Annotated in this window: 14 protein-coding genes; 11 read left to right on the plus strand and 3 right to left on the minus strand. The window is 29.0% G+C overall.

From position 1 onward, the window contains the following. Positions 1-82: 82 nt before the first annotated feature. Together ACN6I1_RS01115 and ACN6I1_RS01120 are read left to right on the plus strand one after the other, a co-directional pair. A complete protein-coding gene (locus tag ACN6I1_RS01115) occupies positions 83-1,336 on the plus strand; it encodes a DEAD/DEAH box helicase (protein WP_168932367.1) in 1,254 nt (417 codons plus the stop codon). A gap of 420 nt (positions 1,337-1,756) precedes the next feature. After that, positions 1,757-2,323 carry a 50S ribosomal protein L25/general stress protein Ctc gene (locus ACN6I1_RS01120; protein ID WP_419742426.1) on the plus strand — a complete coding sequence of 189 codons (567 nt, stop codon included), beginning with the start codon at positions 1,757-1,759 and terminating at the stop codon, positions 2,321-2,323. 48 nt (positions 2,324-2,371) lie between these two features. Here ACN6I1_RS01120 and ACN6I1_RS01125 read toward each other — a convergent pair whose 3' ends face one another. Further along, the gene (locus ACN6I1_RS01125; RefSeq protein WP_419742427.1) at positions 2,372-2,974 is read right to left on the minus strand and encodes a TetR/AcrR family transcriptional regulator; all 603 of its coding nucleotides are present in this window, start codon (positions 2,972-2,974) and stop codon (positions 2,372-2,374) included. 308 nt (positions 2,975-3,282) lie between these two features. Here ACN6I1_RS01125 and hypB point away from each other — a divergent pair, with 308 nt between their 5' ends. From hypB to ACN6I1_RS01140, 3 genes are read left to right on the plus strand one after another with little or no spacing between them, the layout of a single operon-like run. Further along, entirely contained in the window at positions 3,283-3,951 is a 669-nt protein-coding gene (gene hypB / locus ACN6I1_RS01130; RefSeq protein WP_419742428.1) for a hydrogenase nickel incorporation protein HypB, read from the plus strand. 36 nt (positions 3,952-3,987) lie between these two features. Then, complete coding sequence (locus ACN6I1_RS01135; protein WP_419742429.1) at positions 3,988-6,672, plus strand: FAD-dependent oxidoreductase; 2,685 nt, start codon at positions 3,988-3,990, stop codon at positions 6,670-6,672. Between the two features lie 30 nt (positions 6,673-6,702). After that, positions 6,703-7,638 (plus strand): DUF5692 family protein, encoded by a 936-nt coding sequence (locus tag ACN6I1_RS01140; RefSeq protein WP_419742430.1) that lies wholly within the window; start codon positions 6,703-6,705, stop codon positions 7,636-7,638. A 95-nt stretch (positions 7,639-7,733) separates the two neighbouring features. On the opposite strand, the gene ACN6I1_RS01145 is transcribed toward ACN6I1_RS01140, so the two are convergent. Then, complete coding sequence (locus ACN6I1_RS01145; protein ID WP_419742431.1) at positions 7,734-8,756, minus strand: DUF4179 domain-containing protein; 1,023 nt, start codon at positions 8,754-8,756, stop codon at positions 7,734-7,736. Between the two features lie 14 nt (positions 8,757-8,770). Continuing rightward, positions 8,771-9,316 carry a sigma-70 family RNA polymerase sigma factor gene (locus ACN6I1_RS01150; RefSeq protein WP_419742432.1) on the minus strand — a complete coding sequence of 182 codons (546 nt, stop codon included), beginning with the start codon at positions 9,314-9,316 and terminating at the stop codon, positions 8,771-8,773. Positions 9,317-9,585: 269 nt separating this feature from the next. On the opposite strand from ACN6I1_RS01150, the gene ACN6I1_RS01155 reads away from it, so the two are divergent. From ACN6I1_RS01155 to ACN6I1_RS01180, 6 genes are all read left to right on the plus strand, one after another. Further along, positions 9,586-10,257 carry a response regulator transcription factor gene (locus ACN6I1_RS01155; RefSeq protein WP_261813290.1) on the plus strand — a complete coding sequence of 224 codons (672 nt, stop codon included), beginning with the start codon at positions 9,586-9,588 and terminating at the stop codon, positions 10,255-10,257. Then, entirely contained in the window at positions 10,245-11,396 is a 1,152-nt protein-coding gene (locus ACN6I1_RS01160; protein ID WP_419742433.1) for a sensor histidine kinase, read from the plus strand. Before ACN6I1_RS01155 ends, ACN6I1_RS01160 begins: the two co-directional genes overlap by 13 nt. 98 nt (positions 11,397-11,494) lie before the next feature. Further along, entirely contained in the window at positions 11,495-12,892 is a 1,398-nt protein-coding gene (locus ACN6I1_RS01165) for an ABC transporter permease (protein ID WP_419742434.1), read from the plus strand. Positions 12,893-12,896: 4 nt separating this feature from the next. Next, positions 12,897-13,592, plus strand: coding sequence for an ABC transporter ATP-binding protein (locus ACN6I1_RS01170; protein WP_419742435.1), 696 nt, complete (start codon positions 12,897-12,899; stop codon positions 13,590-13,592). 40 nt (positions 13,593-13,632) lie between these two features. Next, the gene (locus tag ACN6I1_RS01175) at positions 13,633-13,989 is read left to right on the plus strand and encodes a hypothetical protein (RefSeq protein ID WP_419742436.1); all 357 of its coding nucleotides are present in this window, start codon (positions 13,633-13,635) and stop codon (positions 13,987-13,989) included. A gap of 317 nt (positions 13,990-14,306) precedes the next feature. Next, entirely contained in the window at positions 14,307-15,026 is a 720-nt protein-coding gene (locus ACN6I1_RS01180) for an MBL fold metallo-hydrolase (RefSeq protein WP_419742437.1), read from the plus strand. The last annotated feature ends 34 nt before the right edge of the window (positions 15,027-15,060 follow it).

Genomic DNA, 15,060 nt, shown 5'->3' on the forward strand with positions numbered 1-15,060 from the left:
GATATTAAATGGCATAGGAAGTGTTTATTTTATTTTGTAAACAATTTAGATTAATATAAAAGGAAACAAAAAGGAGATATAAATGCTATTTACAGATTTAGACATAATTAAACCAATACAAAAAGCACTAAAGGAAGAAGGATATTTAAACCCAACACCAATACAATCAAAGTCAATAACACCATTATTAGAAGGTAGAGATTTATTAGGATGTGCACAGACAGGTACTGGTAAAACAGCATCTTTTGCAATACCTATAATACAACAAATATATAATGATAAAAAATCACTAAAAGGTAAAAGAACTATAAAAGCGGTAATACTAGCACCTACAAGAGAATTAGCAATACAAATAGAAGAAAACTTTGCAGCTTATGCAAGACATACAAATATAAAAAGTTTAGTTATATTTGGAGGTGTATCTCAAAATCCTCAAACTAAAGCATTAAAGCAAGGTGTAGATATACTAATAGCAACTCCAGGTAGAATGCTTGATTTATATAATCAAAAATTCTTAAAATTAAATGATGTTAAACACTTTGTTTTAGATGAAGCTGACAGCATGTTAGATATGGGTATGATACATGATGTAAAAAGAATAATGAGTTACCTTCCAAAGGTTAGACAAAATATATTCTTCTCAGCTACTATGCCAAAGGAAATATCAAAATTAGCAGATTCAATATTTAAAAATCCAGTTAGAGTAGAGGTTGCACCAGTTTCATCAACAACTGAGATGGTTGACCAAAATATTTACTTTGTAAGTAAAAAACAAAAGACAAACTTACTTATAGAGTTATTAAAAAGTAATCCAAAAGAATCTGTACTTGTATTTTCAAGAACAAAACATGGAGCAAATAAAATAACACAACAGTTAATATCATCATCAATAAGTGCTGCTGCAATACATGGAAATAAGTCACAAAATGCAAGACAGCTAGCATTAAATGATTTTAAAGAAGGTAAGATTAGAGTACTGGTAGCAACTGATATAGCTGCAAGAGGAATTGATATTGACGACCTACCATATGTAATAAATTATGATTTACCAGAAGTTGCAGAGACTTATGTTCATAGAATCGGAAGAACAGGAAGAGCGGGAAGAAGTGGTAGAGCAACAGCATTTTGTGCAATGGAAGAAAGAGATCTTTATAAGGCTATAGAAAAACTTATAAACAAAAAGATTGAAGTTGTAGAAAATCACAGCTTTGCATCTAGTGCAGAGGATATAACTGTATCAGCAAATAAGAACAATAGAGGCAGAAAAAGACCTAGCAGAAATAATGGTAATAAAAGTAAAGCTAAATTTACAAATAAAAATAAAAGTAAAAATTAAAATGTGGTTGGCAAAATAATTTGAGTCTAAGTATGATTAGGCTAACCATTGAAATTTATGAGAAAAGTATTGATTTTTTAATCAATACTTTTTTTATTACAAGGGAATTTATATGTAATTTCAAGAAAAGTATACATGAATAGGAAAATGGTTGCCTTGATTTTGGGTCGTAACTGCTATATACTATAATTAAAATTGTAAATAAAAAAGAACCGTCTTTAGAGAAGGGCTTTTAGTATCGCGCTTATTGCGTTGTATGAAGAGTCTTTTTTTTATTACGGTTCAAAAAAATATTAAGACTTTTACTTTGAAGTACTTTTGACAGTCTAGTTTAAATAATTTAACTTCTATCGATTGTTTCATTGTAACGTACTGCGTTGCAATTAGGCATATATTATAAAATAATTAGGAGGAAACAAAATGGAAACTATTAATGTTCAAAAACGTAATTTTAATTTAAAGGCAAAAAAAATGAGACGACTCGGGTTGGTTCCTGGAAATGTATTCGGGAAATCTTTGCAAGATCCAATATCTATTCAAATGGAAGAATCTGTTGCACGCAGATTGATTCGACTAAATCGTGAAGGTAGTAAAGTGTTGATGAATATTGAAGGACAAACAATGCCGGTACAAATCAAGGAAAAATCACTGAATAGAGTGAACGATGAAATTTTAAATATCAGTTTTCAAGCATTAAGTGCAAATGAAAAAGTAAACAGTGTAATTCATATTATTGTTGTCAATGATGCGAAAATCCAAGGGGTAGTGGAGAAAATGCAGCTTGAAATTCCATATACATCTTTACCTAAATATATGATTGATACTATAACTATTGACGTTGATGGAATGAAGGCAGGTAATGTTATAACTGTTGGAGAAATTCCTGAACTACAGAGTGACAAAATTGAATTACAAGTTGATCCAGACAATATCGTATTGCGTATAAGCGAGAAACAGAATAATGCTTTGGAAGCTGTTGAAGGATAAATATTATTGTACTTAAAATGAAAAAAGTCGCTTAATTAGCGACTTTTTTTAATCTAATTTTTCAGTTTTAAAATTAGAAAGAAGTAAGTTTAATTCAAATTCCATTCTAGATTTAAGATCATAACTTCCTTCATGAAGACACCAGTCAAATATGGTACCTCTAGATATTCTCATAATTATCATAGTCAAATCAAATGAAGAAATTGAGCTATTTAACTCACCACTTTTTAGTGAATCTTCTATAATAGATCTAACTTCTAATGCTATATAACGGTCAGGTTTAGTAGAATACTTTGATTCTATTGAAAGTAAATTTTTATATATTTCACTTACAAATACCCAACCAAGTTCTTCCATAACAATAGCACCTTCACCTAATAAAAATAATAATTTATCAAGATTTGAATCTAAATCTTTTGTTTCAAGTCTATCTAATACTAAAATATCAACTTGCTCATAAGCCGTGTTTATTATTTCTGCTTTTGATTTAAAATGATGATAAAAAGCCCCTATTGAAATTTCTGCAGCTTGGCAGATATCTTGAATTTTTACACTATCAAATCCATTTAATTTAAAAAGTTCAGTTGCTACTTGTGTAATTCTAAGTTTGGTTGCAATAGCTTGTTTTTGTCTATTATTTAATTTTTTCATGACAAATACCTTTCTATAGCACTGCAATGTGAATACAGTAAATTATATAATTATTTAGTATAGCATAAAAAAAGTAAATATATAATGAAAAGTTGTGAAAGAAATCAAATGAAAACGACATGTATACATTTACAAAATATGGTAAAGATGATATATTTTAATTACAGAATGTGATTCGGTGAAATTAATTCTGTATGGAATATTACAAAGTTAACAAATGATAATATAAGATTAATCAAAGTAAAATGATTGATTGTAAATATACTAAATACTTTTAACAATATCAATAAATATTAGGGGGTAAGTTTATGGAAAAGTATAAAGTTATCGAGATAAAGGAAAGTGTGTTTAAGAACAATGATGAACAAGCAGATTTACTTAGATCTGATTTAAAGAAAGATAACACTTTTTTATTAAATTTAATGTCTTCTCCTGGTTCAGGGAAGACTACAACAGTTTTAAGAACTATTGAAGCTTTAAAAGATGATATGAAAATAGGGGTTATGGAAGCTGATATAGATTCAGATGTTGATGCTGACACTGTTTCAAAAACAGGTGCAAAGGTAATACAGTTACATACAGGTGGAATGTGTCATTTAGATGCAGATATGACTAAGCAAGGTTTAGTAGAACTTGGAACAGATGATGTGGACTTTGTAATATTAGAAAATGTGGGGAATTTAGTGTGTCCAGCAGAATTTGATACTGGTTCTTCGAAAAATGCTATGATACTTAGCGTACCAGAGGGACATGATAAACCTTTAAAATATCCATTAATATTTTCAGTAGTGGATGTGGTTTTAATAAACAAAATTGATGCTATAGAGTATTTTGACTTTGATATAGACTTAGTTAAAGAATACATTAAAAGACGAAATCCAAATGCAAAAGTTATAGAGATATCAGCCAAAACTGGTGAAGGTATCGATGAATGGGCTAATTGGATAAGAGAAGAAGTAAAGGCTTGGAATAATTAATATAATATAAAAATTATAATTTTTAGGGGGATTAAGATGGCAGTTAAAGAAAAGGTTCTTCAATTTGCAAACCAAGTTAGTGGAAAGAAACCAGGGTCTAGAGGGTACTTTGGTGAAAATGATGCACGTTATAGAATTTTAGAGCCAGTTGTAACAGACGAAATGGCAGAAGTTTTACTTTGTATGGAGATTAGAAAGAAAACAACGGCTGAGAAAGTCGCACCTTTATGTGGTAAGAGTGTTGAGAAGTGTACAGAGTTACTATTAGAATTATCAGAAATAGGGGTAGTTTTCGTTAATGAAATAGATGGTGTAGATACTTTCTGGTATGAAACTTGGGTACCAGGAATTATGGAAATGATGGTTAATAATAAGGCACAGGCTAAAAAATATCCACAAATTCCTAAAGCATTTCATGATTATGGTGTGGAAAATGGACCAAGGTCTACAGGAAGTTTTCCTCCAGGCGTAGGGCTTATGCGTGTTATTCCAATAGAAACTGCAATAGATGGGGAAACAAGAAGAGCTTCATATGAGGAAATATCAAAATATTTAAATGAGAGTGATAAATTCTCTGTATCAGACTGTTCATGTCGTACAGCAAGAGAAAGTATGGGAGAAGGATGCGGACATCTAAAAGAAGATATGTGTATTCAATTAGGCCATGCAGCTGAATACTACATAAGAACAGGTAGAGGTAAAAAAATAACTAGAGAAGAAGCTTTTGAAATAATAAAAAGAGCTGAAGAAAATGGGTTAATGCACCAAATACCAAACTTAGATGGATCAGGAAAAACTCATGCAATATGCAATTGCTGTGGATGTTCTTGTTTAGCACTTAAGGGTGGAAATATGTTTGCAAATACTGATATGGTACGTTCTAACTATGTATCTAAAGTAGATAAAGATAAGTGTGTTGCTTGTGGAGAGTGTGTAGTTAACTGTCCAACTAATGCTTTAAAACTTGGTCAAAAATTATGTTCTAGCAAACCTATCGTAGACAAAATAGAAAGAAAAGAAACGCCAAGAAATACTAACTGGGGACCAGAGAGATGGAATGAAGATTATAGAATTAATAGAGAAGATGTAGTAGAAAGTGGAACAAGTCCATGTAAGACTGCATGCCCTGCGCATATAGCTGTTCAAGGATACATTAAACTTGCTTCACAAGGAAGATACAAAGAAGCTTTAGAACTTATAAAACAAGAAAATCCATTTCCAGCTATATGTGGTCGTATTTGCCCAAGAAAGTGTGAATCAGCATGCACAAGAGGAGATATAGATTCACCAATAGCTATAGACGAGATTAAAAAGTTTGTAGCTGAACAAGATTTAAAAGAAGAGCATAGATTCGTTCCTAAAAAGAGACATAATTACGGTAAGAAGATTGCCATAATAGGTGGAGGACCTGCAGGACTTTCATGTGCATATTACTTATCAATAGATGGATACAAGGTAACAGTATTTGAAAAACAAAAAGCTCTTGGTGGTATGTTAACTTTAGGAATTCCTTCTTTCAGATTGGAAAAAGAAGTAGTTAATGCTGAAATAGAAATACTAAGACAAATGGGTGTAGAATTTAAAACAGGTATAGAAGTAGGTAAGGATGTTACATTAGATGAATTAAGAAAAGATGGATATAAAGCTTTCTATTTAGCAATCGGGGCACAAGCTGGTAGAAGATTAAATATAGAAGGTGAAGATGCAGAAGGTGTTATACCAGGAGTAGAATTTGTACGTGATGTTAACTTAGGTGAAGATGTAAAACTAAATGGAAAAGTAGTTGTTATAGGTGGAGGAAATGTTGCGATAGATGTTGCAAGAAATGCAACAAGAGTAGGTGCAGATAGTATAGATATGTTCTGCTTAGAAAATCGTGAACAAATGCCTGCTTTAGAAGAAGAAATAGAAGAAGCTTTAGAAGAGGATATAGTAATAAATAACTCTTGGGGACCTAATAGAATAATTGTAGAAGAAGGAAAAGTAGTAGGGGTTGAATTTAAAAAATGTGTTTCAGTATTTGATGAAAACGGAAGATTCTCTCCGGTATTTGATGAAGATAATTTAAAAGTAGTAGATGCTGATTATGTTCTAATTTCAGTAGGTCAAAGTATTGACTGGGGTGATTTACTTAAAGGAAGTAAAGCAGAGTTAAATCCTAATAACACAATAAAAGCTGATGGATTTACTTATCAAACAAATGAACCTGATATATTTGCTGGAGGAGATTCATATACTGGTCCTAGATTTGCAATAGATGCAATAGCAGCAGGTAAGCAAGGAGCTATATCAATTCACCGTTTTGTTCAGCCGGGACAAAGTTTAGTAAATGGACGTGATAGAAGAGATTATCATGAATTTGATAAGAAAAGCTTACAATTAGAAGGATATGACAATATGCCAAGACAAAGACCAAGTCATAAATCTGGCGTAGATGCAAAAGAATCTTTCAAAGATATGCGTCTTACTTTTACAGAAGAACAAATGAAAAAAGAAACAGAAAGATGTTTAGGTTGTGGAGCTACTGTTGTAGATGAATATATGTGCGTAGGTTGTGGCCAATGTACTACAAAGTGTAAGTTTGACGCTATATCATTAGTAAGAAAATATGATGCAGAAGGTGTAGCTTATGAAGATTTAAAACCAGCAGTAGTTAAAAATGTTATAAGAAGAAAAGGTAGAATAATAGGAAAGAAAGTTAAGGATGTATTTGCAAAATAAAATTAAAATAAAATAGATTAGGGGTGCATTATGGGAATTTTATATGAAAAAATGACCTTTGAAGGATGGGGAATTTTCCTATTTGTATTACTTGCATTGATGGCATTTAATGAACTTGGAAGATCAACAAAATGGACGGGAATATTATTATTTATAATAGTACCTACATTTTTAACTATTTTTGTTTGGCCAACTACAGCAGCACCAGGCAATGAATATGGAACAGGAACTTGGTTTAACTGGGTGAAAACTTATTCGGCACTTGCTGGGTGTGTTTGGTTTATGGCTCTTAGATATATTCCATCGTTACAGAAGAAAAAATGGGCACTGGCTCTTCCAGCGATTATTTTAGCATTAAATATATTTGAAGCTTCTATTAGAGACTTTCAAATTTTCACTTATGGATTAACTGATGGTGGAGTTGTAGATAATCTTTGGACGATATCTGGACCTTGGAATATTATGAATGGTATAGCTGGGTTATTAAATATAGTTACAATTTGTGGTTGTTATGGAATATTTATATCTAAAGATAAAACAAAGGATATGATATGGCCAGATATGATATGGACATGGGTTATAGCTTATGATGTATGGAACTTTGCTTATACTTATAACTGTATATCAGACCACTCAATTTATTGTGGAGCAGCTTTATTACTTTCATGTACAATACCAACTTTCTTTATAAAAAAAGGAGCTTGGTTACAACATCGTGCTCAAACATTAGCTCTTTGGATTATGTTTGTTATGACTGTTCCTCAGTTTGCTGATAGGATAGCACCAGTTCCTACAACACATAACAAGACAGCGTTCTTTGTGGTAAGTTTAATATCTTTAGCTGTGAATGCAGCTTTAGCAATTTATCAATTTAATAAGGTAAGAAAAAATAAACTTAATCCAATAAAGGATGAAATTTACACAGATACTGATGCTTATCAACAAGTATTAGCTGAAAATAAGTAGATATAAAATAATATTCTATTAAATAAAATGTAGTTATTAAGTGTGAAAACTTAGTAACTACATTTTTAAATTGTTGGGATACTTTTTAAAACTAATTATTTAGGTAATTTTATAGTAAATTCATCACTTACTTTTTTATAATCACCATTTATATTTCCATCTGAAATTTTATATGCATATGCAGTAAGCTTTAACTCTTTTGAATTTTCATTAAGATCTCCAGTATCTCCATAAGGAACTATTTTAAAAGTACCTTTATCTTCATAATTATCATTTAGTCTAAACTCCACATTGTGACCTAAATTATCTGTACCTTTAAGAAGCATATCGTAATCATTACCGTTAAAATCTTTAGAGAATTTTATCTCTTTAGCTAAGTCATTACTTGTGTATTTTTCTAACTTTATAGTTTGTCCATTTTCAAGTTTAAAACTTTCATCAAGTTTTACTTCTTTAGTATCTTTAACTATTTTTGCATTAGTTTTGAATTCAAACATCCAAGGGCCTTGTTTAGTTTCTTCTTTTTCACCGTTCATAAAGTCTATACTTGAAATTTCCATTCTCACATCTATATCACCAGTTAACTTTGTATCTAGCTTATAGTACATAAATAACTCTACTGTATTATCATCTATGGGTTGAGCTGACCCTCCGGCATCAGATTTAATTTCTTTTCCATTTATAAATATTTTTGTGTTGGGTGAAGCATAACCATATTCTATTTTATCTTTAGATTTTATAGTTTGAGTAACTATTAATTGGTCTTTATCTACTACAACCTCATTTAAGCTTACTGTAACTCCATCTTTAGTGATAGATTCTCCTACAACCTTTTTATAGTCATCTAGTCCTTTGTTTATTCCTAATTGGGTAGATATGTCATAGAAAAATTCATTTATGTTAGCAAATGCTTTTTGGCCTAAGCTTGTTGTTCCCAATAACCCTACACTTAAAATGGCTACAGAGGCTACTTTTAACCCATTAACATAGCTATTCTTTCTAGCGGATTTCTTTAGTCTTTTTTTTACCTTTGTTTTCTCTATATCATTTACATTCATCTCTACAAACTCACTTTCATCTATATTTATATTATTTAATAGTTCATATATATCTTTCATATTAATTTAACCTCCTATGAAATCTTATAATTTTCTTTAAGTTTCTTTCTACCCCTACATATCCGGTTATCTACACTTGCTTTTGTAATAGATAACTTCAAAGCAATATCTTCTGATTTCATTCCTAGAAAAAATTTCATAACAAATATATCTCTACTAATATCATCTAATTTATTTATTGCTTTAACTAACTCTTCTCTATTTTCAGTAGAAATTAACTCATCTTCAACTGTATTTTTTTCTACATGGCTTATATCATCGAATACAACCTCTGATTTTTTTATCTCTTTCCTGTAATAGTCAATTGCTTTAAATTTAGCTATTGCGCATATCCATTTCTTAAAATCCTTGTTTTCCCCAGTGAATTTTTTAGAATTATTCCATACAGAAAGAAAAGTATCATTAATACACTCTTCTATAATTCCGTCATTTTGCAAAGGAGAAAGTATCTTATAACTTACCCCCTTTACTAAAGGTAAATATTTATCTACTATAAATTCTAAAGAATCCTCTTTTCTTTTTTTAAACCTTTTTATATAGTTATTTTCATTACATTTCATTTAATGTTAACCTCCAGTTGTAAAAGCTTTTACACCATATATAACGAATAAAAAAATATTTATTATCATATTTTTTCATTTTTTATTTTTTTTATGTTTAGAATATAGATGATACCTTCTATGATATTGTGTACAAATCTATGTAGAGAGGATATTAATTAATAGAAATAAGAGTTTTTGATTAAACAGTTAACTTTTAATAAACATTATATATGATAAAGTATAATGATATAAAATTTTAATTTATTGATTTATAAGGAGAGCTAAAAATGAGATTACTAGTTATAGAAGATAATATAGAACTGTCAAACTCAATGAAAAAAGGGTTAGAAAATATGAACTTTAAAGTAGATATATCAAATACAGGAGAAGAAGGAGAGGAGAAAGCAAGTATTAATGAATATGATGTTATATTACTAGATTTAAACCTTCCGGATACTGATGGAATAGAAGTACTAAAATACCTTAGAAAAAAATCAATAGACACACCAATAATAATAATAACAGCAAGAGATAATGTATCAGATTTAGCAATAGGATTAGATAATGGAGCAGATGATTATATAACAAAGCCATTTCAACTATTAGAAGTTAGAGCAAGAATTCATGCAGTAATAAGAAGATTCCACGGGCGAACAAATCCAATTATAAACATTGGAACTTTAAAGCTTAATCCAGTAAATCGTACTGTGTATATAGATGATAAAGAGGTAATACTTGCAATAAAAGAGTTTGATATATTAGAGTACATCTGCTATAAACACCCTGCAGTTGTTTCTAGCGAGGAAATTGTAGAGCATGTATATGACGAAAACTTTGATCCATTTTCATCAGTACTAAGAGTACATATATCAAGGCTAAAAAATAAATTGAAAAATATACAAGGGCAAGAAGTTTTAGTTAATGTTAGAGGAAAGGGTTATTGTTTATGCGTAGAGTAAACTTTAAAAGTGGACTAGTTATAATAATATATTCATTAATACTATCACTTGTTATAGGCGTTGGATTATATAAAATAAAAGGATCATTTAATAATCTAGAAACTAAAACAAATATAAAAGATACCAAAGCTATTATTGTTAGTACTTCTGTATCTAACGAAGAAAATTTAATATATAGAGCACTAAAAGAAGGTAGTTATCTAAATTCAAAAGAGTACAATGAAAACTTTGAAAGTCATAAAATGACAGGCACAAGTAAGTTAGTAGATGTAGCTGAAATCGGAAGAGCTTATCTGAAGCTAGGATTTAAAGACATATTAAGTATAGTTCTAATATTTTTCTTTGTTTTAATATTATCATCTTTAATATTATGGATAGTATTAAATAAGATTCATGATAAAGAAATCGAAAATATTGTGAAAAATTTAAATGAACTTGATGATGATTTTAATCCATATTTAGTAAGTAAAACTTTTGGAATAGCTTATGAAAATATAAAGGAAAAGTTCAAACAAAATTTAGAGGACTATAAAAAATTAAACTCTTATTTATCCCATGAACAAAAAAATGCTATTGCTATATTAAGGACTAATTTAGAAATAGACAACAATCAAGAATATATTAAATTGATAGATAATATTGCTGACAGTATAGACGATGTATTAACTTTAAGTGATTTAAAATCTGAAGATGAGATGGTTAGTGTAGATGTTTCTTTAATATGTGCTAGTATTTGTGACATGTATCAAAAAAATTATAAAAATATTGAGTTTGATTTTGATGAAGAAAATAATACAACTATTTTGGCTAAGGAAAGATGGATATATCGGGCAGTAAGTAATTTGGTTGATAACGCAGTAAAGTATGGCGAGAATAAAATGATAAGAGTATCAGTAAGAAATAAATACAATAGCGTAATAATTAAAGTAGAAGATAACGGAATTGGAATGGAAAAAAATTTTATAGATAACATATTTAACAATAAATATAGAATTAATGATTTAAAGAAAGATGGATATGGGATAGGGCTAAGTTTAGTATCACATGTGTGTGATTTGTGTAATGGAATAGTAGTAGTGGATAGTGAAATAAATAAAGGGTCTTGTTTTTATTTATCCTTTTCTGAATATAAGAATTAACATTTACTTTTAGATTTTATAGATAGGGTTAACATTGAGTAAACAATATATTTATTATAATTTGCTTATAGTAAACCTAAAGAAAAGGAGAATTTTGTATGTATATTTTTAAAAATGCATTAAAAAACTTATCGAGGAATAAAGGGCGAAATATATTGTTAGGAATTATAATGACAGCCATACTTTCTTGTACAGCAATATCTATTCTTATTAATACAACATCTAATGAGATAATAAAAGATTATAAAAATAGATTTGGAGCTGAAGTTTTTATCCAGTCAAATATGGAGAAGACACAGGAAAAAATAAACGAAGGTAAAGTTGAGGAACTAAATAAAGGAGTATCTAACGATATTAAAGAAAAGCTTGCTAAATCAAAATATATTAAAGAATCTATATTTAGCTTAGGATTTAGTGGTTATAGTGATAAGATTAAATCTTTAGATCAACCAGAAGGTTCAGATGATTTGAACTTGAGCAATGTTGTAGCTATTGGTGGTAAATCAAAGCTTAAAAAAAGTCCAAACTTAAATATTTTAGGAGGACTTAGTAATGAGGGTAAAAAGGAATTTAAAAATGGAACAAGAAAAATCATAGAAGGAAAAATGCCGCAAAAAAATAATGAGGCTATGGTGAGTAAGGAGTTTGCAAAGTTAAATAACTTAAAGGTTGGGGATAAGATGCAAATTAAAAATCCTCAGGATCCAGATAAGTTAGAGTCACTAGATTTAACTATATCAGGGATATATTATGATGGTGCAAAGTCAAATGATTACGGAATGAAGCACCACATGTTAAATAGAAGTAATGAGATTATTACAACATATGATACTTTAAAATTATATGATGAAAAATCTGAAGAAGATTTAGTTACTATGGATGCAAAATATTACTTGAAAGATCCAGATTTAGTAGATGAGTTTAATAAAGAAGCTCATGAAATGGGGTTAAGTGAGTTATTTGATTTATCTGTAGATGCAAGTAGTTACAATAGTATTGTTAAACCTGTAGAAGGATTAAAAAGCATTTCAAAAATATTTATGACTTTAGTTTTAGGTTTTGGGGGTAGTATATTAGTTTTAATTTCTATTTTAGCTATCCGTGAAAGAAAATACGAGATAGGTGTTTTAAGAGCTATGGGTATGAAAAAAGGAAAAGTTGCACTAGGTTTAATTTTTGAAACATTATCTATGATACTTATTTCTTTAAGCATAGGTTTAACTATTGGAAGCATATCAGCTCAACCAGTTTCAAATATGCTTTTGCAAGGACAAATAGATGCTCAAAAGCAAGCTGAATCAATGAGCATGACTGTTGGGTTTGCGGGTCCAAGTACAACAGCACCAGCGTTAGAAAAATTAGATGTATTTTTAAGTGGAGAAGCTATTTTAAGCATTACGCTAATAGCATTATTACTAGGAGTAGTATCTGCCGGTATAGGTATTTTATATATAAATAGATATGAACCAAGAAAAATACTAACAGAAAGGAACTAATAATATGAGTTTACTAAGTTTAAAAGATGTAAGTTATAGATATGAAGGTGCTAAGAGAGATGTTTTTGATGATATAAATATAGATTTTGAAAAAGGAAAAGTATATGGAATAATAGGAAAATCCGGAGCAGGTAAAAGTACTTTATTATCATTAATATCAGGGCTTGATACATGTAAAAGTGGAGAAGTTTTATATAAAGATAATAGTTTGAAAAATATAGATAGAGATTTATACAGAGCAAAGGATATTGGGGTTATATTTCAAGGTTATAATTTATTATTAAATGCTACGGCTAAAGAAAATATATTATTATCTATGAATATAAGCAACTCTAAGCAGGAAAACAAGGATAAATATATAGATGATTTACTTCAGGATGTAGGTATTGATACTGATAAAGCAAATAGAAAAATTTTAAATTTATCAGGAGGAGAGCAACAAAGAATCGGTATAGCTAGAGCGTTATCACATAATCCAGATATAATAATTGCTGATGAGCCAACTGGAAATCTTGATAATGAAACTGAAGAAAAGATTATGGATATTCTAGTGTCATTAGCTCATAAACATAACAAGTGTGTTATCATTGTAACTCACTCAAAAAAAGTGTGTTCATACCTTGATGAAATTTGGGGATTAAAATCTGGTAAATTATTATTTATAAAAGACGAAAAGGAAAAAGTTAATACTGATAAATAACAGAAAATAAAATAAATGAAGTATATGATAGGAGAATGTTATGAAATCGTCAGATATAAAAAAATCACCAAAGCTTACAGTGATATTATATGTATGTGCAACATTAATGGCTCTAAGCACTATATTTATTATATATAAATCAAATGTTTACATATCAGATTTAGTTAAAGAGGGGTTTGATCCTAAAAAGGAGATAGTAGAAGTAATAAATTATTACTTAGTTACAGTTATACCATTTGTATTTTACACAATATCTTTAATTACTTTAGGATATATAGTTAAAAAGATAGATTATATAACAAAAGGCAAAGAAGAAATAAAAGAAAAAAGTGTATATTTAGAAAGAGCACCAGAGAATAAAAATGATGAAATAGATGAATTTTTTAGTAATATATAATTACATAAAATTATATTAGAAAAAAAGTAGTTATTATTTCTTGGAGTTAGCATGTTAGCTAGACTTATGAAAAACACATTGGTAATTTTATCAATGTGTTTTTTAGTTATGTTATAAAATACAAATATGAAAAAGGATTATTTAAAGCAATTGGAAAAATATTTATTATATTATATAAAATTTAAGGTAATTAAAAAAAGATGTACTTTGAATATGATTAAGAATAATACATAAGCATTTATAGCAATACTACCTTGAACGAGAAGTGATATAATTATAATCTATAGAAATTAATTGGAAATTATGGAGGCAAAAGTATGAGTAAATTGACTGTTCTAGATGTAAATTTTGAGTCTAATGGATGTATACAAACAATAAATCCAGTTATAGTAGAAGATGACAACGAGATGATTTTAATTGATTGTGGGTATCCTAATTTTTTATCAATAATAGAAGAATGTGCATGCGAAAATAATATAGATTTAAATAAATTAACAAAGTTGATTATAACTCATCATGATTTTGATCATAGGGGATCAGCTGCTAAGTTAAAGTCAAAGTATACTAATATGAAAATATTAGCATCACAAAAAGATGAAAAATATATTAGTGGAAAAGAAAAATCATTAAGACTTCAACAAGCGGAGTCGATATATGATAGTTTGTCAGAAGAGCAAAAAGAATGGGCACTTAATTTTCAAAAGACATTAGAATCAGTAGAAAATGTAGATGTAGATATAGAGTTAAAGGATGGGGATAAGATTGATTGTTGCGGTGGTGTTGAAATAATTGAAACTCCAGGTCATATGCCAGGGCATATATCAATTTATATCAAGGAAAGTAAAACATTAATAGCTGGAGATGCTTTAGTTATTAAAAATAATAAATTGTGTATGGCAAACCCTCAGTATACTTTGGATATGAAAGAAGCAAAAAAATCTGTTAAAAAGCTATTAAACTATGATATTGATAGAGTTATATGCTATCATGGTGGGATATACAATACAGATGTTAAGTATTCATTAGAACAGATTTAAACAATGAATCAATATAAGATTATCATGAAATTAA

Source organism: Paraclostridium dentum (genome assembly GCF_048568265.1).
Lineage (GTDB): Bacteria > Bacillota > Clostridia > Peptostreptococcales > Peptostreptococcaceae > Paraclostridium > Paraclostridium dentum.

Excerpts from the sequence above, each read along its gene's own strand:
- ACN6I1_RS01115 (WP_168932367.1), top strand. The coding sequence starts at position 83 with ATGCTATTTACAGATTTAGACATAATTAAACCAATACAAAAAGCACTA.
- ACN6I1_RS01120 (WP_419742426.1), top strand. The coding sequence starts at position 1,757 with ATGGAAACTATTAATGTTCAAAAACGTAATTTTAATTTAAAGGCAAAA.
- ACN6I1_RS01125 (WP_419742427.1), bottom strand. The coding sequence starts at position 2,974 with ATGAAAAAATTAAATAATAGACAAAAACAAGCTATTGCAACCAAACTT.
- hypB (WP_419742428.1), top strand. The coding sequence starts at position 3,283 with ATGGAAAAGTATAAAGTTATCGAGATAAAGGAAAGTGTGTTTAAGAAC.
- ACN6I1_RS01135 (WP_419742429.1), top strand. The coding sequence starts at position 3,988 with ATGGCAGTTAAAGAAAAGGTTCTTCAATTTGCAAACCAAGTTAGTGGA.
- ACN6I1_RS01140 (WP_419742430.1), top strand. The coding sequence starts at position 6,703 with ATGGGAATTTTATATGAAAAAATGACCTTTGAAGGATGGGGAATTTTC.
- ACN6I1_RS01145 (WP_419742431.1), bottom strand. The coding sequence starts at position 8,756 with ATGAAAGATATATATGAACTATTAAATAATATAAATATAGATGAAAGT.
- ACN6I1_RS01150 (WP_419742432.1), bottom strand. The coding sequence starts at position 9,316 with ATGAAATGTAATGAAAATAACTATATAAAAAGGTTTAAAAAAAGAAAA.
- ACN6I1_RS01155 (WP_261813290.1), top strand. The coding sequence starts at position 9,586 with ATGAGATTACTAGTTATAGAAGATAATATAGAACTGTCAAACTCAATG.
- ACN6I1_RS01160 (WP_419742433.1), top strand. The coding sequence starts at position 10,245 with ATGCGTAGAGTAAACTTTAAAAGTGGACTAGTTATAATAATATATTCA.
- ACN6I1_RS01165 (WP_419742434.1), top strand. The coding sequence starts at position 11,495 with ATGTATATTTTTAAAAATGCATTAAAAAACTTATCGAGGAATAAAGGG.
- ACN6I1_RS01170 (WP_419742435.1), top strand. The coding sequence starts at position 12,897 with ATGAGTTTACTAAGTTTAAAAGATGTAAGTTATAGATATGAAGGTGCT.
- ACN6I1_RS01175 (WP_419742436.1), top strand. The coding sequence starts at position 13,633 with ATGAAATCGTCAGATATAAAAAAATCACCAAAGCTTACAGTGATATTA.
- ACN6I1_RS01180 (WP_419742437.1), top strand. The coding sequence starts at position 14,307 with ATGAGTAAATTGACTGTTCTAGATGTAAATTTTGAGTCTAATGGATGT.